Below are 25,588 nucleotides of genomic sequence, written 5' to 3'. Positions count from 1 at the left end.
GGTGTGCGGAGAGGCCGGAGTGTGCGGACGGAGGGACGGCCCGGCACTACAGGTGGCGCCGCCGCTCAGCCGCGCGCCGCTCGTACTCCTCGCGCGCCTTCACCGCGGCCGGCCGCGCCGCCGTCTCGGCGACGGGCACGTCCCACCATGCCTCCGCGGGCGGCGCGCCGGGCCCGCTGCCCGACGTGTCCGTCTCGACGTGCACGCAGGTGGGGCGGTCGGACGCGCGTGCCGTACGGAGCGCGGCGCGCAGTTCGTCGACGGTCTCCGCACGGAGGACGTCCATGCCCAGGGACGCGGCGTTCGCGGCCAGATCGACGGGCAGCGGGTCGCCGGTGTAGTCGCCGTCGGGTGCACGATAGCGGTAGGCGGTGCCGAACCGTTCGGCGCCGGTCTCCTCGGAGAGGCCGCCGATGGAGGCGTAGCCGTGGTTCTGGAGGAGGACGACCTTGATGGGGAGGCCCTCCTGGACGGCGGTGACGATCTCCGTCGGCATCATCAGATACGTGCCGTCGCCGACGAGCGCCCACACCGGGCGGTCCGGGGCGGCGAGGCGTACGCCGATGGCGGCGGGGATCTCGTACCCCATGCAGGAGTAGCCGTACTCGAGGTGGTACTGCCTCGGTGACCGCGCGCGCCACAGCTTGTGCAGGTCGCCGGGGAGGGAGCCGGCGGCGTTGATCACCACGTCGTCGTCGCCGACCACCGTGTCGAGCACGCCCAGCACCTGCGTCTGAGTGGGCCGCGCGGAGCCGTCGCGGTGGTCGTACGCGGCCTCCACGCTGCGTTCCCAACGCGCCCTGCCCGCGCGGTACTCCGCCTCGTACGCCGGGTCGACGCGGTGTCCGCGCAGCGCGCCGGTCAGCGCCTCCAGGCCGCTGCGGGCGTCGGCGACCAGCGGCAGGGCGCTGAGCTTGTGGGTGTCGAACGGGGCGATGTTGAGGTTGACGAAGCGGACGCCCGGTTCCGCGAACAGCGTGCCGGAGGCGGTGGTGAAGTCGGTGTAGCGGGTGCCGACGCCGATGACGAGGTCCGCCGTGCGCGCGAGGTCGTCGGCGACGGCCGTACCGGTGTGCCCGATGCCGCCCAGGTCCGCCGGGTGGTCGTGGCGCAGCGCGCCCTTGCCCGCCTGGGTGGAGGCGACCGGGATGCCCGTCGCGTCGGCCAGTTCGCGCAGGGCGTCCTCGGCCTCGCTGTGGTGGACGCCGCCGCCCGCGATGATCAGGGGGCGCGCGGCGGCCCGTACGGCGCGTACGGCCTCGGCGAGCGCGGTGGTCTCGGGCGGCGGGCGGCGCACCTGCCAGACGCGTTCGGCGAAGAAGTCCGCGGGCCAGTCGTACGCCTCGGCCTGTACGTCCTGCGGCAGCGCGAGCGTGACGGCGCCGGTCTCGGCGGGGTCGGCGAGCACCCGTACGGATTCCAGCGCGGCGGGGATCAGCGCCTCCGGACGGTGCACGCGGTCGAAGCGGCGGGAGACGGGGCGGAGTGCGTCGTTGACGGAGATGTCGCCCGCGTACGGCACTTCCAGCTGCTGCAGCACCGGATCGGCGGGCCGGGTGGCGAACGTGTCGCCGGGGAGCAGCAGGACGGGCAGCCGGTTGACGGTGGCGAGGGCGGCGCCGGTGACCATGTTGGTGGCGCCGGGGCCGATGGAGGTGGTGACGGCCTGGGCGCGCAGCCGGTTGGACTGGCGGGCGTAGCCGACGGCGGCGTGCACCATGGCCTGTTCGTTGCGGCCCTGGAGGAACGGCAGTTCGGCCCCCGGGTGTCCGCGGTTTTCGACCAGTGCCTGGCCCAGTCCGGCGACGTTGCCGTGCCCGAAGATGCCCCAGCAGGCGTTGACGAGGCGCTGCCGGCGGCCGTCCCGTTCGGTGTGCTGGGCGGCGAGGAAGCGTACGAGCGCCTGGGCGACGGTGAGTCGGAGGGTGCCGCCGCCCGCGCCGCCGCCCGTACGCGCGGTGCGGCCGGTGTCGCCCGTGTCACCGGTGGGGTTCATGACGCGCCCTGCCCTTCTGCCGTCGGTGCGAGGTAGAGCGGCAGCCTTGGATCCACAGGCTGGTCTGCCCAGGTGCCTCGGATCCAGGCATGATCTGGATGGTCGCAGATGAGCCACTCGCGGGCCACCCCCGGACCCGCCATCACGTTGAGGTAGTACATGTGGTGGCCGGGCGCCGCCATCGACGGGCCGTGCCAGCCGTCCGGGATGAGTACGGTGTCGCCGCTGCGCACCTCCGCCAGGACGTCCGTGCCCCGTCCGTGCCCGGAGGGTGTGACGCGCTGGTAGCCGACGCCCTCGGTGCCGCCGTGCGGGGCGATCTCGAAGTAGTAGATCTCCTCGAGCTCGCTCTCCTCCCCCGGCCGGTGCTCGTCGTGCTTGTGCGGCGGGTACGAGGACCAGTTGCCGCCCGGTGTGAGCACCTCGACGGCGATCAGCTTGTCCGCCTCGAAGGCGCCGGCGGCGGCGAAGTTGTTGACCTGCCGCGAGCAGTTGCCGGTGCCGCGCAGCTCGACGGCGACGTCCGAGGCGGACCCGTAGCGCGCCGGGAGCCGGCGCGTGCAGCGCGCGCCCGTGAGCGCGAACCGGCCGCCCGCGCCGCTGGCGATCCGTACGCGCGCGTCCCGCGGCACGTACGCGAAGTCGCTCACACCGGCGAACACGCTCTCCCGGCCGTGCAGTTCGAACGTCTCCTCCCCGCCGCCCTCCCCGTCCCCGGCCGTCACGGTGCAGCCGCCGCTCAGCGGCAGCACGATCCACTCGCTGTCGCCCGCGGCGAACTCGTGCGCGCCGCCCGGCGGCAGCTCCAGCACACGCAGCGCGGAGTACCCCCAGCGTGCGTCGCGGGGGCCGATGTCCAGCGCGTACGGGCCGCTGCCCGCGGTGCCCGCCGGACGGTGGAAGTCCTGGTCCGTCATGTCCCACACCCTCCCGTGTTCAGAGCAGTCCCACAGCGGTGTCGACGGCCAACTCGACGTTTCCGTCCACCGGATAGAGCAGCGAACGGCCCACGACAAGCCCCCGTACGGTGGGCAGCCGCAGCGCCTTGCGCCAGCTCTCGTACGCCGCGTCCTGGTCCGCCGGATCCTCCCCGACGTCACCGCCGAGCAGTACGGCGGGGAGCGTCGTGGCCGCCATGACCTGCGCCATCTCGTCCGGGTCGGCCGTGACGGGCACTTTCAGCCACGTGTACGCGGAGGTGCCGGCCAGCCCGGAGGCGATGGTGAGGGAGGTGGTGACGGCCTCGGCGCTCAGGTCGTTGCGCGGGCGGCCGTCGACGCGGCGGGAGAGGAACGGCTCGACGAACACGGGCAGCCGGCGCGCGGCCATGGCGTCCACCGCGCGCGCGGTGGCGTGCATCGTGCTCAGGGAGCCCTCGTCGGAGTAGTCGATGCGCAGCAGGAGCTTGCCCGCGTCGAACCGGAGCCGCTGGAGGTCACGGGGGCGGTGGCCGGTGAACCGGTCGTCGAGTTCGAAGGCGGCGCCGGCGAGGCCGCCGCGGTTCATCGAGCCGATGACGACCTTGTTCTCCAGGGCGCCGAGCAGCAGCAGGTCCTCGAGGATGTCGGCGGTGGCGAGCACCCCGTCCACGCCGGGGCGGGACAGCGCGCGGCACAGCCGGTCGAGCAGGTCCGCCCGGTTGGCCATGGCGAACCGCCGCCCGCCCACGCCGAGTACGCCGCGCGCCGTGTGGTCCGCGGCGACGATCATGAGCCGGCCGCTGTCGCCGAGGAACGGGCGGCGGGCGCGGCGCGCGGCCGCCTCCGCGACGGCTTCGGGGTGCTGGGCGCGCACCGTGACCAGGTCGGAGATGCTGATGCTCACGAGGACTCCAGAGGGGATCGGCGGCTCATCGGCGGCGGCTCACAGGCGGCTCATCGCCCGCCGAGCAGCTCGTCGACCTCGGAGCCGGTGGGCATCGCGGACGAGCACGCGAGCCGCCCGGCGACCAGCGCCCCGGCCGCGTTGGCGTACCGCACGAGGCGGTCGAGCTCCCAGCCGGCGAGCAGCCCGTGGCACAGGGCGCCGCCGAACGCGTCGCCCGCGCCGAGGCCGTTGACCACCTCGACGGGGTGCGGGGGCACTTCCGCGCTCGTGCCGTCGCGGTGCACGGCGAGCACGCCCTCGGGGCCGCGTTTGACGACGGCGAGGGTGACGCCTGCGGCGAGCAGCTCCTCGGCGCAGGCGCGGGGGTCGCGTACGCCTGTCGCAACCTCGCATTCGTCAACGTTGCCGACGGCAACGGTGGCGTGCGCGAGCGCGGCGCGGTACACCTCGCGGGCCGCGGCGGGCCCTTCGTGCCAGAACATGGGGCGCCAGTCGAGGTCGAAAACGGTCGCCGTACGGTCCGCTCCCCCGCCGCCGCCCGTACCGCCCGTACCGCCCGCGCCGCCTCCGCCGCCCGTCCCGCGCTCGTCCCGTGCCGCGAGCGCCGCCAGCGTCGCCGCCCGGCTCGGCTCCTCGCACAGCCCGGTGCCGGTGACCCACAGGATGCGGGCGGCCCGTACGGCGTCCAGGTCCAGCTCGTCCGGGTGGATCTCCAGGTCGGGCGCCTTGGGCCGGCGGTAGAAGTACAGCGGGAAGTCGTCCGGCGGGAAGATCTCGCAGAACGTCACCGGGGTCGGCTCGTCCGGTACGGCCGTGACCCAGCGGTCGTCGACTCCGAAGTCCTTGAGCGCCTGGTGGCAGTAGTCGCCGAACGGGTCCTGCCCGGTGCGCGTGATCACGGCGGACGTACGGCCGAGGCGCGCGGCGGCCACGGCCACGTTCGTCGGGGAGCCGCCGAGGAACTTCCCGAAGGTCTCGACGTCGGCCAGCCCCACTCCCGTCTGCAGCGGGTAGATGTCCACCCCGATCCGGCCCATCGTGAGGACGTCGAAGGTCTCGGTCATGGAGCGTCCTTCCGGGAGCCTGGACGGGGAGCCTGGAGCGGCGAACGACAGCAACAGGTGTAGTCGCCGTACGCACCCCTGTCAATGCAATGTCATTACATATGGACGTCTAGACCCAGCTGCGTTCCGGCACTATCGTGCAACGGTGCCGTGCCCCGGCGCCTCCCTCCGTCCTGCCCGCGACCCACGGCGGGCCGCCAGTGCGGCGGAGGAGAGGAACAGGAAGGAGTGCCCTCCATGCCCCTGCCCGCGAACACCGCCCTCGACCGGCTGCGGATCGGCTCGGCCCCCGACTCGTGGGGGGTCTGGTTCCCGGACGACCCGCAGCAGGTCCCGTGGTCCCGGTTCCTGGACGAGGTCTCCCAGTCCGGTTACGACTGGATCGAACTCGGCCCGTACGGCTACCTCCCCACCGACCCGGACCGGCTGACCGAGGAGGTCGGCAAGCGCGGCCTGCGGGTCTCCGCCGGCACCGTCTTCACGGCGCTGCACCGCGGCCCGGCCGTCTGGGACGAGACCTGGGCGCACGTCTCGCAGGTCGCCGCGCTGACCCGCGCGATGGGCGCCGGGCATCTCGTCGTCATCCCGTCCTTCTGGCGCGACGACAAGACCGCCGAGCTGATCGAGCCGAGCGAACTCACCGCGGAGCAGTGGAAGCACCTCACCACCGGCATGGAACGGCTCGCCCGCGACGTACGCGAGCACTACGGCCTGGGCATCGTCGTGCACCCGCACGCCGACACCCACATCGACACCGAGCGGCACGTCGAACGGTTCCTCGACGCGACCGACCCCGAACTGGTCAGCCTCTGCCTGGACACCGGGCACTACGCGTACTGCGGCGGCGACAGCGTCAAGCTCATCGAGACCTACGGCGAGCGGATCGGCTACCTCCACCTCAAGCAGGTCGACCCGGAGGTCCTCGCCTCGGTGATCGCCGAGGGCACGCCGTTCGGTCCCGCCGTACGGCAGGGTGTGATGTGCGAACCGCCGCTCGGCGTGCCCGAGATGGAGCCGGTGCTGACGGCCGCGCAGGGCCTCGGCGTCGACCTGTTCGCGATCGTCGAGCAGGACATGTACCCGTGCCCGCCCGACCAGCCGCTGCCGATCGCCCAGCGCACCCGCCGCTTCCTGCGTTCCTGCGGCGCCTGACACCCCGGCGTACGCCCCCCGAAGGAGAATCGCACATGACGCAGCAGGCCCGGGAGTTCGCCCGGCGGCCCAGCCTCGGCGTGGCCGTCATCGGCACCGGCGCGATGGGCGCGGACCACGTCCGGCGCATCGACCAGGTGATCAGCGGAGCGCACGTGGCCGCGGTCGCCGACCTGGACGAGGCGCGGGCGCGACGGCTCGCGGACACCGTCGACGGGTGCACCGCGTACGGCGACGCGGCCGAGGCGCTGGCGGCGCCGGGCGTGGACGCCGTACTCCTCGCGTCGCCCGGCCCTGCCCACGAGGAGCAGCTGCTGGCGGCGCTCGCCCGCGACCTGCCGGTGCTCTGCGAGAAGCCGCTCACACCGGACGCGGAGAGCGCGCTGCGCGTGCTGGACGCCGAACGGAAGCTGGGGCGGCGGCGCATCCAGGTCGGCTTCATGCGCCGCTTCGACAGCGAGTTCCGCAAGCTCAAGCGGCTGCTGGAGGGCGGGACGCTGGGCCGGCCGCTGCTGATGCACTGCCGGCACCGCAACGTGAAGGTGCACGACTACTTCACGACCTCCATGCTGATCAGCGACTCGGTCGTGCACGAGATGGACTGCGCCCGCTGGCTGCTGGAGCAGGAGATCGCCGCGATCACGGTCGTACGGCCGCGCCCGTCGTCGCTCGCGCCGGACGGCCTGGAGGACCCGCAGGTGGTGCTGTTCGAGACCACGGAGGGCGCCGTGGTCACCGTCGAGATGTTCGCGACCTGCGGCTTCGGCTACCAGGTGCAGGCCGAGGCCGTCTGCGAGCGCGGCACGGCGCGCATCGGCGAGGGCCACGACCTGCTGGTCAACTCCCCGGCGGGCTGGGGCGGTGAGATCCCGCAGGACTTCATCGCGCGCTTCGCGGACGCGTACGACCTCGAGGTGCAGGAGTGGGTGGACGCCGCCCGCGCGGACCGCACCACCGGGCCCACCGCCTGGGACGGCTACGCCGCGGCGGCGGTGTGCGCGGCGGGCATCGAGGCGCAGCGGACGGGGCAGCGCACGGCGGTCGAACTCGTCGAACGGCCGGACTTCTACGCGTGAGGGCCGCGCGGCGGACTCGTACGGGTGCCCGAAGCGCGTCTCCCCTTCGTAACGACCGTAACGAGTACGCGAGTTCCGTGTCACAGCCGGCGCACAGCGCCTCGCGGCGGTCACGCTGAGTCGTTCACCGGACACAGAGTGATTGACCAACAGTCGCTCTCTGGGAGGTGCCGCAACATGGCCGACCGCCGACTCTGGACCTACAAGGAAATCGCCGCGCACATCAGCGTCCAGCCCGACACCGTGCGGTCCTACCGCAAGAACGGCCTGCTGCCCCCACCGGACCGGGTGGAGGGCGGCAGGCCGTACTGGTTCGCGGACACGATCCGGGACTGGGTCGTACGGCGCCCCCGGCACCGAGGCGACCGATGAGATACCCTTGGGGGGTATGGAGAGCCGCTGGGCGGCACCCATCACGAGCGCATGTCACCACCAGGGAGCGAGTCCATGAGCAACGTCACCACATACAAGGTCACCGGCATGAGCTGCGGTCACTGCGAAGGGGCCGTCTCCAGCGAACTGTCCGAGATCGAGGGCGTGTCCGCGGTGCAGGCGGCGGCCGACACCGGCCTGGTGACCGTCACCTTCACGGAGGAGCCGGACGACGAGGCCGTACGGGCGGCCGTTGACGAGGCCGGGTACGAACTCGTCGGCAGGGCCTGACCGCTGAGAGCGGGAGCGCCCGGCGCGAGGCCCGCAGGAAAGAGGGAACGCCCCGCGACAGGTCCCCCCACGGGCCTGCCTACGGGGCGTTCCCCTTGTCCCGGTCATGGATTCCCCCCACGGGATCCTGGCCGGGCGCTTTCTGGAAACACGTACGCCGGGAGGCCGCTCAAGGTTCCCCGTTGCACGCGTACCGTTACGACGACGACTCCGCCGGGTGCCGACGCCACACCGGTTAGACCCGCGACCCGGCTCAATGGTTACCCCCCAATTTTGTGAGCTACGTCTCACAGGTGGTCACAGTAGAGCCACATACGGAAGGCCCCGGTCCAGTTGAACCGGGGCCTGCGCATATGCCGGCGTCTTACGACTGCTCAGCGGGGCTCTCAGCGGGATTCGACCGGCACGTAGTCCCGCTCGACAACGCCGGTGTAGATCTGCCGCGGACGGCCGATACGGGAGCCCGGCTCCTTGATCATCTCGTGCCACTGGGCGATCCAGCCCGGCAGCCGGCCGAGCGCGAACAGCACCGTGAACATGGTCGTCGGGAAGCCCATGGCACGGTAGATCAGGCCCGTGTAGAAGTCGACGTTCGGGTAGAGCTTGCGCTCCACGAAGTAGTCGTCGCTGAGCGCGTGCTCCTCGAGCCGGAGCGCGATGTCGAGCAGCTCGTCGCTCTTGCCGAGCGCCGAGAGGACGTCGTGCGCCGCCGCCTTGATGATCTTCGCCCGGGGGTCGAAGTTCTTGTAGACGCGGTGCCCGAAGCCCATCAGCTTCGCGCCGCTCTCCTTGTTCTTCACCTTGCGGATGAAGTTGTCGACGTCGCCGCCGTCGGCGCGGATCGCCTCCAGCATCTCCAGCACGCTCTGGTTGGCGCCGCCGTGCAGCGGGCCCCAGAGGGCGTTGATGCCGGCGGAGACCGAGGCGAACATGTTCGCCTGCGAGGAGCCGACCAGCCGCACGGTGGACGTCGAGCAGTTCTGCTCGTGGTCCGCGTGCAGGATGAGCAGCTTGTCGAGGGCGCTGACGACGACCGGGTCCAGGTCGTACTGCGCCGCGGGCACCGAGAAGGTCATGCGGAGGAAGTTCTCCACGTAGCCCAGGTCGTTGCTCGGGTAGATCACCGGGTGGCCGACGGACTTCTTGTACGCGTACGCGGCGATGGTGGGCAGCTTGGCCAGCAGCCGGATCGTCGAGAGGTGGCGCTGCTTCTCGTCGAACGGGTTGTGGCTGTCCTGGTAGAACGTCGACAGGGCGCTCACCACGGAGGACAGCATCGCCATCGGATGCGCGTCCCGCGGGAAGCCGTCGTAGAACCGCTTGACGTCCTCGTGCAGCAGGGTGTGCTGCGTGATCTCGTTCTTGAAGTTGGCCAGCTCGTCGACGGTGGGCAGTTCGCCGTTGATCAGCAGGTAGGCCGTCTCGATGAACGAGCCGCGCTCGGCGAGCTGTTCGATGGGGTATCCGCGGTAGCGCAGGATGCCCTTCTCGCCGTCGAGATAGGTGATGGCGGATTTGTACGCGGCGGTGTTGCCGTAGCCGGAGTCCAGGGTCACCAGACCGGTATCGGCGCGCAGCTTGCCGATGTCGAAGCCACGGTCGCCGACCGTGCTGTCCACGACCGGGTAGCTGTACTCGCTGTCTCCGTACCGGAGTACGACAGCGCTGTCACTTTCGCGGGGGTGTTCGCTCACGTCTTCCCTCACCGGAGGTAGTGCCTCATCTTCGAGGTGCCCTGACCCTTCCACTGTCCCCCATTTGGTGCTGTGCGGTGCACTCGGGGTCGGCCAAAGGGCTCCATGGTGGCACGGAGTGCCGTATCTAAGACCATCCTGCACCCTGTGGGCCCGGTGGTCACCCCCGCGGCAATGTGCTGTCGCCCCGGAGGCCCGCCAACAGGCCGCGGGCCTCCGTCAGACTCCCGTCGCGAGCCCCGCGGCGCCGGACAGCCGGTGGTCGAGCGCGGTGCAGCGGCGTCCCGCCGAGACCGTGCGCACCGCCTGCCCGATGGCTCTGTGCGAGCCGACCAGCACCACCAGGCGCTTGGCCCGGGTGACGGCGGTGTAGAGGAGATTACGCTGCAGCATCATCCAGGCACTGGTCGTCACCGGGATCACGACAGCCGGATACTCGCTGCCCTGGGAGCGGTGGATGGTGACGGCGTAGGCATGCGCCAGCTCGTCCAGCTCGTCGAAGTCGTACGGCACCTCCTCGTCCTCGTCGGTGCGCACGGTCAGCCGCTGGTCGTCCGGGTCGAGCCCGGTGACGACACCCACGGTGCCGTTGAAGACGCCGTTCGCGCCCTTCTCGTAGTTGTTGCGGATCTGTGTGACCTTGTCGCCTACCCGGAAGACCCGCCCTCCGAACCGCTTCTCCGGCAGGCCGGGCCGCGTGGGCGTGACGGCCTGCTGGAGCAGCCCGTTGAGGGTGCCCGCGCCGGCCGGGCCGCGGTGCATCGGGGCCAGCACCTGCACGTCGCGGCGCGGGTCGAGGCCGAACTTCGCGGGGATGCGGCGGGCCACCACGTCCACGGTCAGCCTCCCCGCCTCCTCCGTGTCGTCCTCGGCGAACAGGAAGAAGTCCGGCAGGCCCTGGGTGACGGGCGGCACACCGGAGTTGATGCGGTGCGCGTTGGTGACGACGCCCGACTGCTGCGCCTGCCGGAAGATCCGGGTGAGCCGCACGGCGGGCACCGGGCCGTCCTTGGCGAGCAGGTCGCGCAGCACCTCGCCGGCGCCGACCGACGGCAGCTGGTCGACGTCGCCGACGAGCAGCAGGTGCGCGCCGGGCGGCACGGCCTTGATGAGCTTGTTCGCCAGCAGCAGGTCGAGCATGGAGGCCTCGTCCACCACCACCAGGTCGGCCTCGAGCGGCCGGTCCCGGTCGTACGCCGCGTCGCCGCCCGGCTTCAGCTCCAGCAGCCGGTGCACGGTGGACGCTTCGGCTCCGGTCAGCTCCGACAGCCGCTTCGCGGCCCGTCCCGTGGGCGCCGCCAGCACCACCCGGGCCTTCTTCGCGCGGGCCAGCTCGACCACCGACCGTACGGTGAACGACTTGCCGCAGCCCGGCCCGCCGGTCAGCACCGCGACCTTCTCCGTCAGCGCCAGCCTGACCGCCTGCCGCTGCTCCTCCGCGAGATCCGCGCCGGTGCGCCCGGCGAGCCAGCCCAGCGCCTTGTCCCAGTCGACGTCGCGGAACGCCGGGATGCGCTCCTCGTCCGTACGCAGCAGCCGCCGCAGCTGTGCGGCGAGGGCGATCTCGGCGCGGTGGAACGGCACCAGATAGACGGCCGTCACCGGCTGCCCGTCCTCGCCCGGCACGGTCTCGCGCACCACGCCCTCGTCCTCGCCCGCGAGTTCGCCCAGGCACTCGATGACCAGCCCGGTGTCCACCTGGAGCAGCTTCACGGCGTCGGAGATCAGCTGCTCCTCCGGGAGGAAGCAGTGGCCCTGGTCCGTCGACTGCGAAAGGGCGTACTGCAGTCCGGCCTTGACCCGCTCCGGGCTGTCATGCGGGATGCCGACGGCCTGCGCGATGCGGTCGGCGGTGAGGAAGCCGATGCCCCAGACGTCGGCCGCCAGCCGGTACGGCTCGTTCTTCACCACGGAGATGGAGGCGTCGCCGTATTTCTTGTAGATGCGGACGGCGATGGAGGTGGAGACGCCGACGCCCTGCAGGAAGACCATCACCTCCTTGATGGCCTTCTGCTCCTCCCAGGCCGACGCGATCTTCCCGGTCCGCTTCGGGCCGAGCCCCGGCACCTCGATCAGCTTCTGCGCGTCCTGCTCGATGACGTCGAGGGTGTCCAGGCCGAAGTGGTCGACGATGCGCTCTGCGATGCGCGGGCCGATGCCCTTGATCAGCCCGGAGCCGAGATAGCGCCGGATGCCCTGCACGGTGGCGGGCAGCACCGTCGTGTAGTTCTCCACCGTGAACTGTCTGCCGTACTGCGGGTGGGAGCCCCAACGGCCCTCCATCCGCAGCGACTCCCCCACCTGCGCGCCCAGCAGCGAGCCGACGACGGTGAGCAGGTCGCCGCCGCCGCGGCCGGTGTCGACGCGGGCGACGGTGTATCCGTTCTCCTCGTTGGCATACGTGATGCGCTCAAGGACCCCTTCGAGCACCGCGAGTTCGAACGCCATGTCACAGACCGTAGCCTCCCGCACTGACAACGGGCACTCGGCGGGCAGTCCCTGTACGGCACCGGGCGGCAACTCTCCGCCACCGTCCGGGCGTTCATCCGCGCTGTGTGCCGGGTCGCACATCACGATCGGGTCTCGCCCCTTGTTCCCGCTGCCCAGCGCCGTTTTAATCCTCCATGTAATCGTTACCATGACGACGAAAGCAGCAGCTCGATGGCGAGCATCAAGGATGTCGCGGCAAGGGCCGGCATCTCCGTCGCCACGGTCTCGCGCGTGCTCAACGACCACCCGGCCGTACGCCCCGACACCCGCGCCCGTGTGCTCGCCGCCATCGCCGAACTCGGCTACCGGCCCAACGGCGTCGCCCGCTCGCTGCGCACCCACCAGACCCACACGCTGGGCCTCGTCATCAGCGACGTGCTGAACCCGTTCTTCACCGCCCTCGCCCGCGCCGTCGAGGACGAGGCGCGCGGCCAGGGCTACAGCGTCGTCATCGGCAACGCCGACGAGCAGCCCGCCCTCCAGGACCACCACGTCCGTACGCTCCTGGAGCGCCGCATCGACGGACTGCTGGTGAGCCCCACCGACGACAGCTCTCCGCTGCTGCCCGAGGTCGCCGCCCGCTCCGACGTGCCCGTGGTGTTCCTCGACCGCTGGATCCCCGGCGTCGACGCCCCCGTGATCCGTACGGACGGCCGCGCCGCCGTCCGCGACCTGGTGGCCCATCTGCACGCGCTCGGGCACCGCAGGCTCGCCATCATCGCCGGACCCACCACGACCAGCACCGGCAACGAGCGCGTGGACGCCTTCCGCGGCGCGCTCGCCGAGTTCGGCCTCGGCCTGCCCGCCGGCTACCTCGAGCAGGGCGACTACCAGGCCGAGAGCGGCCGCCGCGCCACCGCCCGGTTCCTGGACCTGCCGGAGCCGCCCAGCGCCGTGTTCGCGACCGACAACCTGATGGCGCTCGGCGCGATGGACGAGATCCGCGGCCGCGGGCTGCGGGTGCCGGACGACGTCGCGCTCGCGGCGTTCGACGACATCCCGTGGTTCCTGCACACCGACCCGCCGCTGACCGCGATCGCCCAGCCGACCGAGGAGCTCGGGCACAGCGCCGTACGGGCGCTGATCGACCTGCTCGAGGGCCGCGCCACGCCCTCGGTCACCCTCACCGCCAGCCTTGTGCCACGCCGTTCCTGCGGCGAGTGAGAAAGGGAGCACCGTTGACCTCCTTCGACAAGCCCCCGCCGTACGACGCGCCCCCGCCGCAGGACGCGCGCGCCGCGCACGACGCGCCCCCGGGCCGCGAACTGCTCCGCACCGAGGGCGTGACCAAGGCGTTCCCCGGCGTACAGGCCCTGGGCGGCGTCGACTTCGACCTGCGCGCAGGCGAAGTGCACGTGCTGCTCGGCGAGAACGGCGCGGGCAAGAGCACGCTCATCAAGATGCTCGCGGGGGCGCACCGGCCGGACGGCGGGCGCATCCTCGTGGACGGCACGCCCGCGCAGATCAACGGCGCCCAGGACGCGGAGAAGTACGGCATCGCCACCATCCACCAGGAGTTCAACCTGGTGCCCGACCTCACCGTCGCGGAGAACATCTACCTCGGCCGCCAGCCCCGCCGCTACGGCCTGATCGACCGCCGCCGGATGAACACCGACGCCACCGCGCTGCTCGAACGCGTCGGCGTCGACGTGTCCGCGGACACCAGGCTGCGGCGACTCGGCGTCGCACGGCTCCAGATGGTCGAGATCGCCAAGGCGCTGAGCCTGCGCGCCCGCGTCCTGGTGATGGACGAGCCCACCGCCGTACTGACCAGCGGCGAGGTGGACCGGCTGTTCGACATCGTGGACAGGCTGCGGCAGGACGGCGTGGGCGTCGTCTTCATCACGCACAAGCTGGAGGAGGTCGCCCGGCTCGGCGACCGCGTCACCGTCCTGCGGGACGGCCGCAGCGTCGCACAGGTGCCCGCGGACACCGGACGGGACGAGCTCGTACGGCTGATGGTGGGGCGCAGCATCGAGCAGCAGTACCCGCGGGCGCACGGCACCGTACGGCAGGACCCGGCGCCGCTGCTGCGCGTGTCCGGTCTGTCGCGTGCCGGGCGGTTCGAGGACATCGGCTTCGAGGTGCGGGCCGGCGAAGTCGTCGGCGTCGCCGGGCTGGTGGGCGCGGGGCGTACGGAGGTGGCGCGGGCGCTGTTCGGCGCCGACCCGTACGACCGGGGCACCGTCGAGGTGCTCGGCCGCCGGCTGCCCGGCGGGGACGTGCCCGCCGCGATGGCCGCGGGCATCGGGCTGGTGCCGGAGGACCGCAAGGCGCAGGGGCTGCTGCTGGACGCCTCCGTGTCGGAGAACCTCGGGCTGGTCACCCTGCGCGGCGCCACCCGCCGGGGCTGGGTCGACCGGGCCGGACAGCGGCGGGCGGCCTCCCGCATGGCCGGCGAACTGGGCATCCGGATGGCCGGCCTCGACCACCGCACCCGCACGCTGTCCGGCGGCAACCAGCAGAAGGTCGCGATCGGCAAGTGGCTCCTCGCGGACAGCAGGGTGCTGATCCTCGACGAGCCCACCCGCGGCATCGACGTCGGGGCGAAGGTCGAGATCTACCGCCTCATCAACGACCTCACCGCGGCCGGCCGCGCCGTGCTCATGATCTCCAGCGAGCTGCCCGAGGTGCTGGGCATGAGCGACCGGATCCTGGTCATGGCGCAGGGCCGGATCACGGGCGAACTCACCGCCGCGCAGGCCACCCAGGACGCCGTCATGGCCCTGGCGGTCCCGACCGCGGTCACCACCTGAACGAGAGAGGGAGGGCCTCAGTGGCCACTGATCTGCAGAGCGCGGGCACCGGTCCGGGCCGCAACGACAAGGGGGGCCGGAACGGCGGACACCGCATGACCGCCGACAGACTGCCTCCCGTGGTCCGGCGGCTGCTGCAGGACAGCGGAGCCCTCGGCGCGCTGGCGGTGCTCATCGTGGTGCTGTCGATGATGTCGCCGGACTTCCTGACCACCCGCAACCTGCTCAACGTCGGCGTACAGGCCGCCGTCACCGCGATCCTCGCGTTCGGCGTCACGTTCGTCATCGTCTCCGCCGGAATCGACCTGTCGGTCGGCTCGGTGGCCGCGCTTTCGGCCATGGTGCTGGCGTGGTCGGCGACCGACCAGGGCATGCCCGTATGGCTGGCCGTGGTGTTCGCGCTGGCCACCGGCACGGCGTGCGGACTGGTCAACGGCGCGCTGGTGTCGTACGGGAGACTGCCGTCGTTCATCGCGACGCTCGCGATGCTCTCCATCGCCCGCGGCCTCGGCCAGGTCATCTCGCAGGGCCAGCCGATCATGTTCCCGGACTCGCTGGGCTCGCTCGGCGAGGACATCGGCGACATGCTGCCGGTGCCGGTGATCGTCATGGTGGCCATGAGCGGCATCGCGGCGGTGGTGCTGAACCGCACGTACGCCGGGCGCTCCATGTACGCGATCGGCGGCAACGAGGAGGCCGCGCGGCTGTCCGGCATCCGCGTACAGCGCCAGAAGGTCATCACGTACGCGCTCTCCGGCTGCTTCGCGGCGGTCGCGGGCATCATCCTGGCGTCTCGGCTGGTGTCCGCGCAGCCGACGGCCGCGATGGGCTACGAGCTCGACGCGATCGCCGCGTGCGTCATCGGCGGCGCCAGCCTGTCCGGCGGCGTGGGCAAGGCGTCCGGCACGCTGATCGGCGCGCTCATCCTCGCCGTGCTGCGGAATGGCCTGAATCTGCTCGATGTGTCCGCATTCTGGCAGCAGGTTGTCATCGGGTCGGTTATCGCTCTGGCGGCACTCCTCGATACACTCCGTCGCCGTAGGTGATCTTCCAGTCTTTGTGCATGAATCTCTCAACTACCGTCGACTGCAAGGAATGCAGCAATGCGTATGAAGCGGAGAACTTACCTCGCCACCGCCATGGCGGCGCTCGCCGTCACCGCCACGGCCTGTGGCTCGGACTCTGACGGCGGCGGCGGTGGCGGGGGCAAGGCCGAGATCGGAATGTCCATATCCACCCTGAACAATCCGTTCTTCGTGGAGATGAAGAAGGGCGCCGAGGCGGAGGCCAAGGCTCAGAAGGTGGACCTCTCGGTCACCGACGCACAGAACGACGCCTCCACCCAGACGAACCAGCTGCAGAACTTCACCAGCCAGAACAAGAACGTCATCATCATCAACCCGGTGGACTCCAAGGCCGCCGCCCCGTCGGTCAAGGCGGCCGGGAACGCCGACATCCCCGTCGTCGCCGCCGACCGCGCGGTGGAAGGCGCCGACGTCACCACCACCGTCGCCTCGAACAACGTGCAGGGCGGCGAACTGGCCGCCAAGGCGCTGGCCGAACAGATCGGCAAGGAGGGCCAGATCGTGGTCCTCCGCGGCATCTCGGGCACCTCCGCGTCGAACGAGCGGTTCCAGGGCTTCGAGAAGGGCATCAAGAAGTACCCGGACATCAAGGTGGTCGCGAAGCAGCCCGCCGAGTTCGACCGGACCAAGGGTCTGGACGTGATGACCAACCTGCTGCAGTCCAACCCGGGCATCTCCGGCGTCTTCGCCGAGAACGACGAGATGGCGCTCGGCGCGGTCAAGGCCCTGGGCAGCAGGGCGGGCGACTCCGTCCAGGTCGTCGGCTTCGACGGGACCCCGGACGGCCTCAAGGCGGTCAGGAAGGGCACCATGGCGACGACCATCGCCCAGCAGCCGGACGAGCTCGGCAAGATGGCCGTACGGAACGCGGTGCGGGCGGCGGACGGCACGAACGTCGACAAGGACATCAAGGTGCCGGTGAAGGTCGTCGGCAAGGACAACGTGGCGGACTTCCTGAAGTGAGCGCCGCGAGGTTCTGAGCCGAACCGTCCCCCGCAGCCCCGCCGCCGAACGCGGCGGGGCTCCGTCGGCCTGGGCGCCGGTCGGCTTGGGCGTCAGTCGGCTGGGGCGTGAGTCCGCCTGGACGTCAGTCCGCCTGGACGTCGCCCACCGTGGACGAGGTGAACGCGTCCCGGTGCGCGAACTCGCCCGGCGGGATGCCCGGATGGTGGCCGTCCCGCTCCGACGGCGCGGCGATGGCAGCGGCCGGGCCGAGCGTGAGCCGGGAGACCAGCCGGTAGCGGTCGCCGCGGTAGAGCGAGTGGACGTACTCCACCGGCCGCTCCCGGGTGTCGGTGGTCAGCCGCTCGAAGAGCAGCGCGGGCGACAGCTCGGGCACGTCGAGCAGGTCGGCCTCCGCCTTGGTGACGACGGTCGGCTCGATGGCCTGGACCGCCTCGTGCACACGTACGCCGTGCCGCTCGCGCAGATGCTCGTACAGATGCCCGCTCTCCAGGTCCCCCGCGGCCAGACCGGGCACCAGGACGGCCGGGAAGTGCAGATGCTCGATGGCCATCGGGGCGCCGTCGACGAGCCGCAGCCGGGCCGCGTAGACGATCTCCGCGGCGGGCGACATCCGCAGCTTGCGGCCCACCCTGGCGCCCGCCGGGACGGTCGTGAACTCCAGCAGCCGGCTGGACCAGGTGCCGGCTGCCGGCGGCAGCCTCATGGTGTGCTGCTCCGACACCATCTCCTGGGTGATCTTGGCGGGGGCCACGAACATGCCGCGGCCGTGCTCCCGCACGAGGAGCCCCGCGGCCACGAGTTCGTCCACGGCGGCACGCAAGGTCGGCCGTGAGATGCCCAGTTCGGCACAGAGGGCGCGCTCCGAGGGGATGGGGTCGCCGGGGCTGCGCGACTCGACGAGCTCCAGGATGACGCCGCGGGCCCGCTCCCGCTTGAGGACCGCGCCCGGTGCTTCGGTGTCCATGTGCCAGGTACCAGCCTTCCTCGCCTACGGGCAGTTGACCAGTCTGCCATGTGCGACGCCATATTCGGCCAACTGGTCAGTTGGCGCACCGCTCACTGGCGGACGGCCCGTTGACCGCGTACGGCGGCCGGGCACGCCCGTACATCCGGCGGTCCCGATGCCGGAATGGGGTCGGGAACCCGTTCCGCAGGGGGACTTGACGCCCCCATTGGTCTATGCCAGTTTCCTTCCACCACCCAACAGGTCAACTATCCAGTTGACCACTGGTCAAAGTGAGCCTCGACCGAACCCCACACGAAGGAGAGGCACATGTCCCGCGAGCACCGCGCACGCAACCGCAGGCCGAAGACGATCGCGGCCGTCGCCGCCGTCACCGCGCTGGCGGCCGCCGGTCTGGCCGCGAACGCCGGAGCCGCCCCGGCGGATTCCGACCCGGCGCCCAAGCCGGCCGCCGGCGAGGCGCTGTTCGACGACTTCAACTACACCTCGCACGACGACCCGAAGCTGGCCGAGCACGGCTGGTCCGCGCGTGCCACCACGGGTGCGCCGGGCGTGCCGGGCGCCACCTGGGCACCCGAGAACATCACGTTCGCCGACGACGGCGGGAACTCCATCATGAATCTGGAGACCTCCACCGCAGGCACCCCGGAGTCCACCGAGCACTCCGAACTCCTCTCCGACTCCATGAAGTTCAAGAACGGGACGTACGCGGCCCGCGTGAAGTTCTCGGACGAGCCGAAGTCGGGCCCCGACGGCGACCGCCTGGTGCAGACGTTCTTCTCGCTCAACGACCTGACCGCGCCGATGGCCGACGACTACTCCGAGTACGACTTCGAGTACCTGCCCAACGGCGGCTGGGGCGAGACCGACAGCGTCCTCTTCACCACCTCCTACGAGACGTACAACCCCGATCCGTGGGAGACCGTCACCCAGCAGAACAGCTCCCGTTCCAGCTTCGCGGGCTGGCACGACCTGGTGTTCACGATCGACGACAGCAACATCACCTACTACATCGACGGACAGGAGTTCGCGAAGCACGACGCCAAGTACCTGCCGGAGCGGCCCATGGGGCTGTACTTCAACCAGTGGCTGATCGACCTGGAGGGCCAGCCGGCCACCGAGGAGCGCTCGTACGACCAGCAGGTGGACTACGTCCTGCACGTCAAGGACGAGGTGCTGAGCCCCGAGGAGGTCACATCCAAGGTCGACGCGTACCGCGAGGCGGGCACCGCCTTCGAGGACAACGTGCCCGCGGCGGGCGCCTCGGACGCGAAGCCGCACGGCGGCGCGGCCTCCGGCAAGCGCTGACCCGCTGACCCGCCGCTGGTGCGGGCCCGGTGGCGCGTCCCCCAGCGCGCGTCCGGGCCCGCCCGGCGGCTCCTAGGGCGCGGAGGCGTGGTCCCGGCGGTCCGGCCCGCCCCGCGGGTCTTCCCGGTCCGTTCCGCCGGCCGCCGCCGCGCGCCGCCCCCTCAGCGCGGCGGAAGCGGCAGCGGCGGCCGGTATCAGGACGGCGGGCAGCGCCAGGCCCATCAGCAGCGCGCTCACCCACACCGGCGAACGGAAGCCGAGCCCGGCGCTCAGCGCCAGCCCGCCGGCCCAAGGCCCCACCGTGGCGCCCACGTTGAACGCGGCCGTGGCGAAGCCGCCCGCCAGCGTCGGCGCCTCGGCGGCCTGCTCCAGCACGCGGGAGATCAGCGCGATGCCGGTGCCGAACGCGAGCATCCCCTGCACGAACACGAACACCAGGGCCGCCACCGGGTGTCCGGCGGTCACCGCGAACGCCGTCCAGCCGGCGGCCAGCGAGACCATCCCCGCCGTCAGGAACACCATCGGGCGGGCGTCGATGACCCGGCCCCCGAGAGTGACGCCGACGAACGAGCCCACCCCGAACAGCGCCAGCACACCCGGCACCCATCCCTCGCCGAACCCGGTCACCTCGGTGACGAGCGGCGCGAGATAGGTGAAGGTGCAGAACGTCGCGCCCTGCACGAGCGCGCACACCAGCAGCGTCGACAGAAGCCGGCGGTCGCGCAGGACGCGGAGTTCACGCCGTGCGCTCACCTCGTCCGCGCCCGCGTCCGGGCGCTGTTCCGGGATCGTCCGCACGATCGCGAGGACGGCGGGCAGCGACACGAGGGCCACCGCCCAGAACGCCGACCGCCACCCCCACTGCTCCCCCAGCAGCGCGCCGCCGGGCACGCCCGCGATGCACGCGAGGGTCACACCGCCGACCACCACGGACGCGGCGCGCGCCCGCAAACCGGGCTCGACCATGCCGACGGCGGTCGCCAGCGCGACGGCCCAGAACCCGGCGTTCGCCAGCGCCCCGACGACCCGGGTCGCCAGCAGCAGCGGATAGCTGGTGGTGAGCGCGCCGACGACGTGCACGGCGACGAAGACGGACAGGAACGCCACCAGCGCGCGGCGGCGCGGCCAGCGACGGCTGAGCAGGGACATGAGCGGGGCGCCGACCACCATTCCGATGGCGAACGCGGAGGTCAGCAAGCCGGCGGCGGACAGGGACACATGGAGGTCGTCCGCGATGCCGGTCACCAGACCGGACAGCATGAACTCCGAGGTGCCCTGGGCGAATACCGCCAGCCCGAGCACGTAGACGGCGAATGGCATGAAAGGGACTCCTGGGGTGGCGGCCCGCTCCCGGAAGACCGCAGGCGGTCGCCCGGACCGGGCCATGACGGCCGGATGAGCTGAAGGGCTGGGGGGAGTGCGGGCCGCCCGCGAGCACGGGCTCGGCGCACGACGCCGTAACGGGAGGCGACGCGGCGATGCGGAAGACGCACGCGCGGCAGGGCGCGTGACGGTGCTCGCGTGTCAGAACGCGCGCGCGGGAACCGGGACGTCCGGATGTCTCATGGAAACCGTCGGCGTCGAGAGACAGGCGCGCGGGAAAGGCAGCCCGCCGGATGGCGGTCTGGTGGCAACACCCTTGTGGAGCACGCGGTCAGTGCGGGATCAGTACCCGATCCGTGCAGGACCGCGCAGCTGGGGAGCGCATCAAGGCGGCCACCGGAATGTTGGTGGCTAGCGTTGGTCCGCTTCTGGGCTGTTCACAACAGAGACCGTAACACTCCGTGACGGGCCCGTCCAACGGCATTTTCCAGCCACGCACATCGCGGACCACGCGGACCGTGTCCGCATACGACGAGGGGCCCGGCCGCTGAGCGGCGGGCCCCTCGTACCCCCCTCGGACTCCCATCCCAGTTTCCCCCCAGGAACGCCCGATGCCAGGTATGACCCGCGACTCTCCGGAAGGGTTGTACTGCGTTGAGCACTTTTTTCGGAACGCCTCCGACCGGTCGTGGGGCTTCCGTATGTCCCAGGTGGTGGCGGTGCCGGAAGGCGTCAGTCCAGCACGTGCCGTACGTACCGCTCCGCCGTCTCGGCCAGCACCTCCGCGCCGTCCCGTGCCCACAGCGCCTCGTTGAACAGCTCCACCTCGACCGGTCCCGCGTAGCCCGCCGCGTCGACCAGGGCGCGGAAGCCGCGCAGATCCACCGCGCCGTCGCCGAGCTGCCCGCGGCCCAGCAGCACCCCGGCCGGCAGTGGCGTGATCCAGTCGGCGACCTGGAAGACGGCGATCCGTCCGCCCGGAACCGGCCCCTCCGCGCCCGTGGCGGCGCCCGCCCGCGCGACCAGTTCCGGCACCCGGTCGTCCCACCACAGGTGGTACGTGTCCACCGCGACGCCGACCTGCTCCGCCGGGAACCGTTCGGCCAGCTCCAGCGCCTGCCCGAGGGTGGAGACGACGCAGCGGTCGGCTGCGTACATCGGGTGCAGCGGCTCGATGGCCAGCCGTACGCCGTGTTCCCGCGCGTACGGGCCGAGTTCGGCCAGCGCGTCGGCGATGCGCTCCCGCGCGCCCCGCAGGTCGCGGCTGCCCGCCGGGAGTCCGCCCGAGACCAGTACGAGGGTGCCGGTGCCGAGCGTCGCGGCCTCGTCCACGGCGGCGCGGTTGTCGTCGAGCGCCTTGCGCCGCTCGGCCGGGTCCGTGGCGGTAAGGAAGCCGCCGCGGCACAGCGAGGTGACGCGCAGCCCGGCGTCCCGCACCAGGCGGGCCGCCTCGGCGACACCGTACGACTGCACCGGTTCCCGCCACAGTCCGACGCCGGGGACGCCCAGCCGGGCGCAGGCGTCGGTCAGTTCGGGCAGGGAGAGCTGCTTGACCGTCATCTGGTTGACGGAGAAGCGCGCGAGCTCCGCGGCGTGGCCCGTGGCGTGGTCCGTCATGCGCGCGCCTCCCGTACGTCGTGCGCCGCCGTGTCCGCGTACGCGCCCCGCCCGCCGTACACCGCGAGCAGCTGCCCCATCCGTGCCTCGGCCAGCGCCGGGTCGGGGAAGAGGCCCAGCCCGTCGGCGAGTTCGTACGCGCGCCGCAGGTGCGGCAGTGAACGCGCCGACTGCAGCCCGCCGACCATCGTGAAGTGGTCCTGGTGCCCGGCCAGCCAGGCGAGGAAGACGACGCCCGTCTTGTAGAACCTGGTCGGCGCCTCGAAGAGGTGCCTCGCCAGCGGCACCGTCGGGTCGAGCACCGCGCGGAAGCCGGCGGGGTCGCCCTCGTCCAGCGAGCGCAACGCCCGTGCCGCGAGCGGCGCCAGCGGGTCGAAGACGCCCAGGAGCGCGTCGCTGTGGCCGTGTTCGTCGCCCTCGATCAGCTCGGGGTAGTGGAAGTCGTCGCCCGTGTAGCAGCGCACGCCGGGGGGCAGCCGCCGGCGCAGGGCCGTCTCGCGGCCGGCGTCCAGCAGCGAGACCTTCACACCGTCGACCCGGTCGGGGCGTTCGGCGATGACGCGCAGGAACGTCTCGGTGGCCGCGTCCAGATCCGTACTGCCCCAGTAGCCGGTCAGGGCCGGGTCGAACATCGGCCCCAGCCAGTGCAGGATGACCGGCCGCGCCGCCTGGCGCAGCAGCCGCCCGTACACCTCCGCGTAGTCCTCCGGGCCGCGTGCCGCGGCGGCCAGCGCGCGGGACGCCATCAGGATGGGCCGCGCGCCGCAGCTCTCGACGAGCTCCAGCTGCTCCTCGTACGCCGCCACCACCTCGGCCCGGCTCGCGCCCGGCACGAGCTGGTCCGTGCCCGCGCCGCAGGCCAGGTCGCCGCCGACGGACCGCGACTCGGCGGCCGTACGGCGGATCAGCTCGGCGGCGCCTTCCGGGCCGAGGCCCATGCCGCGCTGCGCGGTGTCCATGGCCTCGGCGACGCCCAGCCCGTGCGCCCACAGGTGGTGCCGGAAGGCGAGCGTGGCTTCCCAGTCCACGGCGGCCGGCCCGTCCGGTGAGACGTCCGCGAGCGGATCGGCGACGACGTGCGCCGCCGCGAACACGACCCGCGCCGGCGCACGCGACGGGCCTCCGGGCACGCGTGACGCGTCCCCGCTGTCGCGCGACGCGTCTCCCGGGGCGCGGTCCGCGCCGGGCGCCGTCACAGCGCCAGCTCCGGGACCTCGATACGGCGGCCCTCCGCCGAGGACTTCAGCCCCAGCTCCGCGAGCTGCACGCCGCGCGCGCCCGCGAGCAGGTCGCGCTCGTACGGCTCGCCCAGCGCGACGTGCCGCAGGAACTGCTCCCACTGCGCCTTGAACCCGTTGTCGAACTCGCCGTTGTCCGGCACCTCCTGCCACTGCGCGCGGAAGTCCTCGGTGACCGGGAGGTCCGGGTTCCACGTCGGCTTGGATGTCGCCGAACGGTGCTGTACGCGGCAGCCGCGCAGCCCCGCCACCGCCGACCCGTGGGTGCCGTCGACCTGGAACTCCACCAGCTCCGTACGGTTGACGCGCACCGCCCACGAGGAGTTGATCTGGGCGACGGTGCCGCCCTCCAGCTCGAAGATGCCGTACGCGGCGTCGTCGGCGGTGGCCTCGTACGGCTGCCCGCGCTCGTCGTGGCGACGCGGGATGTGCGTGGCGGCTAGCGCCTGCACGGAGGTCACGCGGCCGAACAGGCCGTGCAGCACGTACTCCCAGTGCGGGAACATGTCGACGACGATCCCGCCGCCGTCCTCCGCGCGGTAGTTCCAGGACGGGCGCTGCGCCTCCTGCCAGTCACCCTCGAAGACCCAGTAGCCGAACTCGCCGCGCACCGACAGGATCTCGCCGAAGAAGCCGCCGTCGATGAGCCGCTTCAGCTTCAGCAGGCCGGGCAGAAAGAGCTTGTCCTGGACGACCCCGTGCTTGATGCCCGCGTCCCGCGCCAGGGAGGCGAGTTCGAGCGCGCCCGCCAGGCTGGTGTCGGTCGGCTTCTCGGTGTAGACGTGCTTGCCCGCGCTGATCGCCTTGCGGAGCGCGGCGGCGCGGGCGGAGGTCACCTGGGCGTCGAAGTAGATGTCGATGCTGTCGTCGGCGAGCACCGCGTCCAGATCCGTGCTGACCGCGCTTGCGTCCAGGCCGTGGCGTTCGGCGAGGTCCCTCAGGGCGTGCTCCCGGCGTCCGACGAGGACGGGCTCGGGCCACAGCGCCGTGCCGTCGCCCAGGTCGAGGCCGCCTTGTTCACGCAGGGCCAGGAGCGACCGTACGAGGTGCTGGCGGTAGCCCATCCGGCCGGTCACACCGTTCATGGCGATCCGCAGGGTCTTGCGTTCCACAGGCGTTCCTTCTCGATAGAAAGCGCTTGCTATCGAGGGCCAGATTAGCCACCCCCGTACGGCACGGCAAGGCCGTACGGTACGGGGACCGGTACGCGGGTTCCGTTGCGCGGTGCGCGCGGGTTCCGTTGCGATGCGCCGAACGCGGCTCAGGACATCTGCGCGGGCAGCACGTGCAGCCAGTCGGTCAGCAGCAGGTTGACCTCGTCCGCGCGCTCCTGCTGGATCCAGTGCCCGCAGCCGTCGAGGATGTGCGAGGAGACCAGTCCGGGCAGGGTCGTGGGATACGCCTTGACGGCGTCGGCCAGCCAGGTCGTGGACGCGTCGGCGGCGCCGCCGGCGAACAGCGACGGCTGCCGGATCGGCGCCCCGTTCCAGGCGGCGAGGTCCTCCCAGTCGCGGTCGACGTTGCGGTAGCGGTTGAGCGCGCCGCTCACGCCGGACCGCTCGAACTCTGCCGCGTAGAAGTCGAGATCGGCCTCGGACAGCCAGGCCGGCAGCGTGCCGGCGGGGAAGCGGTCGCGGAGCAGGCCGCCCTCGGGCACGAAGAAGGGGTTGCTCTCGCCGGCGGGCAGCATCGTGTCGGCCGAGAGCGCCGCGTAGAAGCCGGCCAGCCAGCCGCGTACGTCCGGCTCGATCTCGGCCTCGGCGCGCCCGTACCGCTGGAAGTAGCTGACGTAGAACTCCTCGCTCCCGCCGATCTGGCCGAACACGTCCGTCGGCCGGGGGCCGCCGCGCGGCGTGTACGGCACGCTGAGCAGCCCCACGGCGGTGAAGATGTCCGGCCTGAGCAGCGCGGAGTTGGCGGCGATGACCGAGCCCCAGTCGTGGCCCACGACGGTCGCGGTCTCCGCGCCGAGCGCCTGCACGACGCCGACGTTGTCGGAGACGTGCGCCAGCATGCGGTACGCCTCCACCTCCCGCGGCTTCGACGAACGGCCGTAGCCGCGTACGTCGACGGCCACCGCGCGGAAGCCCGCCGCGGCGATCGCCGGGAGTTGGCGGCGCCACGAGTACCAGGACTCGGGGAAGCCGTGCACCAGCAGCACCAGCGGCCCGGTGCCCTGCTCCACCAGGTGGACGCGGCCGCCGGGTACGTTCACGAGACGGTGCCTCGCCTCCGGCACGGGTGCGGACGCGGGGGACGAGGGGCTGGTGGGCTGGGACATGATTCCTCCTGGCGGGCTGAGCGGGCGGGCTCGCGCGGCCGGCGTTCGGGCGCCGGTTGCCGGTTGCGTGCGCCCGCGGTCCGCACTC

18 protein-coding genes and 2 pseudogenes are annotated in these 25,588 nt (G+C 71.9%); 8 read left to right on the top strand and 12 right to left on the bottom strand.

Annotated elements, in window-relative coordinates; translation table 11 throughout:
* Positions 1–46: 46 nt before the first annotated feature.
* Genes iolD through DVA86_RS12070 form a run of 4 tightly spaced genes read right to left on the bottom strand, consistent with a single transcriptional unit; the run spans position 47 to position 4,887 of the window.
* Complete coding sequence (gene iolD / locus DVA86_RS12085) at positions 47–1,996, bottom strand: 3D-(3,5/4)-trihydroxycyclohexane-1,2-dione acylhydrolase (decyclizing) (protein WP_208878050.1); 1,950 nt, start codon at positions 1,994–1,996, stop codon at positions 47–49.
* Positions 1,993–2,913, bottom strand: a complete 921-nt coding sequence (gene iolB / locus DVA86_RS12080; RefSeq protein WP_208878049.1) for a 5-deoxy-glucuronate isomerase — start codon at positions 2,911–2,913, stop codon at positions 1,993–1,995. The genes iolD and iolB overlap by 4 nt, the downstream gene beginning before the upstream one ends.
* 19 nt (positions 2,914–2,932) lie before the next feature.
* Complete coding sequence (locus DVA86_RS12075; RefSeq protein WP_208878048.1) at positions 2,933–3,820, bottom strand: Cgl0159 family (beta/alpha)8-fold protein; 888 nt, start codon at positions 3,818–3,820, stop codon at positions 2,933–2,935.
* Positions 3,821–3,870: 50 nt separating this feature from the next.
* Entirely contained in the window at positions 3,871–4,887 is a 1,017-nt protein-coding gene (locus DVA86_RS12070; protein WP_208878046.1) for a 5-dehydro-2-deoxygluconokinase, read from the bottom strand.
* Positions 4,888–5,124: 237 nt separating this feature from the next.
* On the opposite strand from DVA86_RS12070, the gene DVA86_RS12065 reads away from it, so the two are divergent.
* The 4 genes from DVA86_RS12065 (at position 5,125) to DVA86_RS12050 (ending at position 7,778) form a co-directional block, all read left to right on the top strand.
* The gene (locus DVA86_RS12065; protein WP_208878044.1) at positions 5,125–6,039 is read left to right on the top strand and encodes a sugar phosphate isomerase/epimerase family protein; all 915 of its coding nucleotides are present in this window, start codon (positions 5,125–5,127) and stop codon (positions 6,037–6,039) included.
* A gap of 35 nt (positions 6,040–6,074) precedes the next feature.
* Positions 6,075–7,115 carry a Gfo/Idh/MocA family protein gene (locus tag DVA86_RS12060; RefSeq protein WP_208878042.1) on the top strand — a complete coding sequence of 347 codons (1,041 nt, stop codon included), beginning with the start codon at positions 6,075–6,077 and terminating at the stop codon, positions 7,113–7,115.
* Positions 7,116–7,292: 177 nt separating this feature from the next.
* A complete protein-coding gene (locus tag DVA86_RS12055) occupies positions 7,293–7,487 on the top strand; it encodes a MerR family DNA-binding transcriptional regulator (protein WP_208878040.1) in 195 nt (64 codons plus the stop codon).
* A gap of 51 nt (positions 7,488–7,538) precedes the next feature.
* Positions 7,539–7,778 carry a heavy-metal-associated domain-containing protein gene (locus DVA86_RS12050; RefSeq protein ID WP_245996516.1) on the top strand — a complete coding sequence of 80 codons (240 nt, stop codon included), beginning with the start codon at positions 7,539–7,541 and terminating at the stop codon, positions 7,776–7,778.
* A gap of 386 nt (positions 7,779–8,164) precedes the next feature.
* Here the strand turns inward: DVA86_RS12050 and DVA86_RS12045 are convergent, their stop codons facing one another.
* The gene (locus DVA86_RS12045) at positions 8,165–9,472 is read right to left on the bottom strand and encodes a citrate synthase (RefSeq protein ID WP_208878036.1); all 1,308 of its coding nucleotides are present in this window, start codon (positions 9,470–9,472) and stop codon (positions 8,165–8,167) included.
* Positions 9,473–9,691: 219 nt separating this feature from the next.
* Positions 9,692–11,920, bottom strand: a complete 2,229-nt coding sequence (gene recD2 / locus DVA86_RS12040; protein ID WP_208878034.1) for an SF1B family DNA helicase RecD2 — start codon at positions 11,918–11,920, stop codon at positions 9,692–9,694.
* 213 nt (positions 11,921–12,133) lie between these two features.
* On the opposite strand from recD2, the gene DVA86_RS12035 reads away from it, so the two are divergent.
* The 3 genes and pseudogenes from DVA86_RS12035 (at position 12,134) to DVA86_RS12025 (ending at position 16,766) form a co-directional block, all read left to right on the top strand.
* Positions 12,134–13,126: a LacI family DNA-binding transcriptional regulator gene (locus tag DVA86_RS12035; protein ID WP_208878032.1), complete on the top strand. Its 993-nt coding sequence runs from the start codon at positions 12,134–12,136 to the stop codon at positions 13,124–13,126.
* A 119-nt stretch (positions 13,127–13,245) separates the two neighbouring features.
* Positions 13,246–14,718 carry a sugar ABC transporter ATP-binding protein gene (locus DVA86_RS12030; RefSeq protein ID WP_245997598.1) on the top strand — a complete coding sequence of 491 codons (1,473 nt, stop codon included), beginning with the start codon at positions 13,246–13,248 and terminating at the stop codon, positions 14,716–14,718.
* Between the two features lie 20 nt (positions 14,719–14,738).
* A pseudogene (locus tag DVA86_RS12025) lies at positions 14,739–16,766 on the top strand (ABC transporter permease/substrate-binding protein).
* Positions 16,767–16,890: 124 nt separating this feature from the next.
* Here DVA86_RS12025 and DVA86_RS12020 read toward each other — a convergent pair.
* Positions 16,891–17,733 (bottom strand): GntR family transcriptional regulator, encoded by an 843-nt coding sequence (locus DVA86_RS12020; protein WP_208878030.1) that lies wholly within the window; start codon positions 17,731–17,733, stop codon positions 16,891–16,893.
* A gap of 399 nt (positions 17,734–18,132) precedes the next feature.
* Here DVA86_RS12020 and DVA86_RS12015 point away from each other — a divergent pair.
* Positions 18,133–19,041, top strand: a pseudogene (locus tag DVA86_RS12015) (glycoside hydrolase family 16 protein); the annotation flags it as partial.
* A gap of 72 nt (positions 19,042–19,113) precedes the next feature.
* Here the strand turns inward: DVA86_RS12015 and DVA86_RS12010 are convergent.
* The 5 genes from DVA86_RS12010 to DVA86_RS11990 all read right to left on the bottom strand — a co-directional run bounded on the left by DVA86_RS12010 (position 19,114) and on the right by DVA86_RS11990 (position 25,500).
* Positions 19,114–20,361, bottom strand: a complete 1,248-nt coding sequence (locus DVA86_RS12010) for a Cmx/CmrA family chloramphenicol efflux MFS transporter (protein WP_208878027.1) — start codon at positions 20,359–20,361, stop codon at positions 19,114–19,116.
* A 735-nt stretch (positions 20,362–21,096) separates the two neighbouring features.
* A complete protein-coding gene (locus DVA86_RS12005) occupies positions 21,097–21,981 on the bottom strand; it encodes a sugar phosphate isomerase/epimerase family protein (RefSeq protein ID WP_208878026.1) in 885 nt (294 codons plus the stop codon).
* Entirely contained in the window at positions 21,978–23,111 is a 1,134-nt protein-coding gene (locus DVA86_RS12000) for a dihydrodipicolinate synthase family protein (RefSeq protein WP_425470977.1), read from the bottom strand. Before DVA86_RS12000 ends, DVA86_RS12005 begins: the two co-directional genes overlap by 4 nt.
* A gap of 62 nt (positions 23,112–23,173) precedes the next feature.
* Positions 23,174–24,331: a Gfo/Idh/MocA family protein gene (locus tag DVA86_RS11995; protein WP_208878024.1), complete on the bottom strand. Its 1,158-nt coding sequence runs from the start codon at positions 24,329–24,331 to the stop codon at positions 23,174–23,176.
* Positions 24,332–24,480: 149 nt separating this feature from the next.
* The gene (locus DVA86_RS11990) at positions 24,481–25,500 is read right to left on the bottom strand and encodes an alpha/beta fold hydrolase (RefSeq protein ID WP_208878023.1); all 1,020 of its coding nucleotides are present in this window, start codon (positions 25,498–25,500) and stop codon (positions 24,481–24,483) included.
* Between the last annotated feature and the right edge of the window lie 88 nt (positions 25,501–25,588).

This window comes from Streptomyces armeniacus (assembly GCF_003355155.1).
GTDB classification, from domain to species: Bacteria; Actinomycetota; Actinomycetes; order Streptomycetales; family Streptomycetaceae; genus Streptomyces; species Streptomyces armeniacus.
This window is presented reverse-complemented; position numbering and strand designations above follow the sequence as displayed.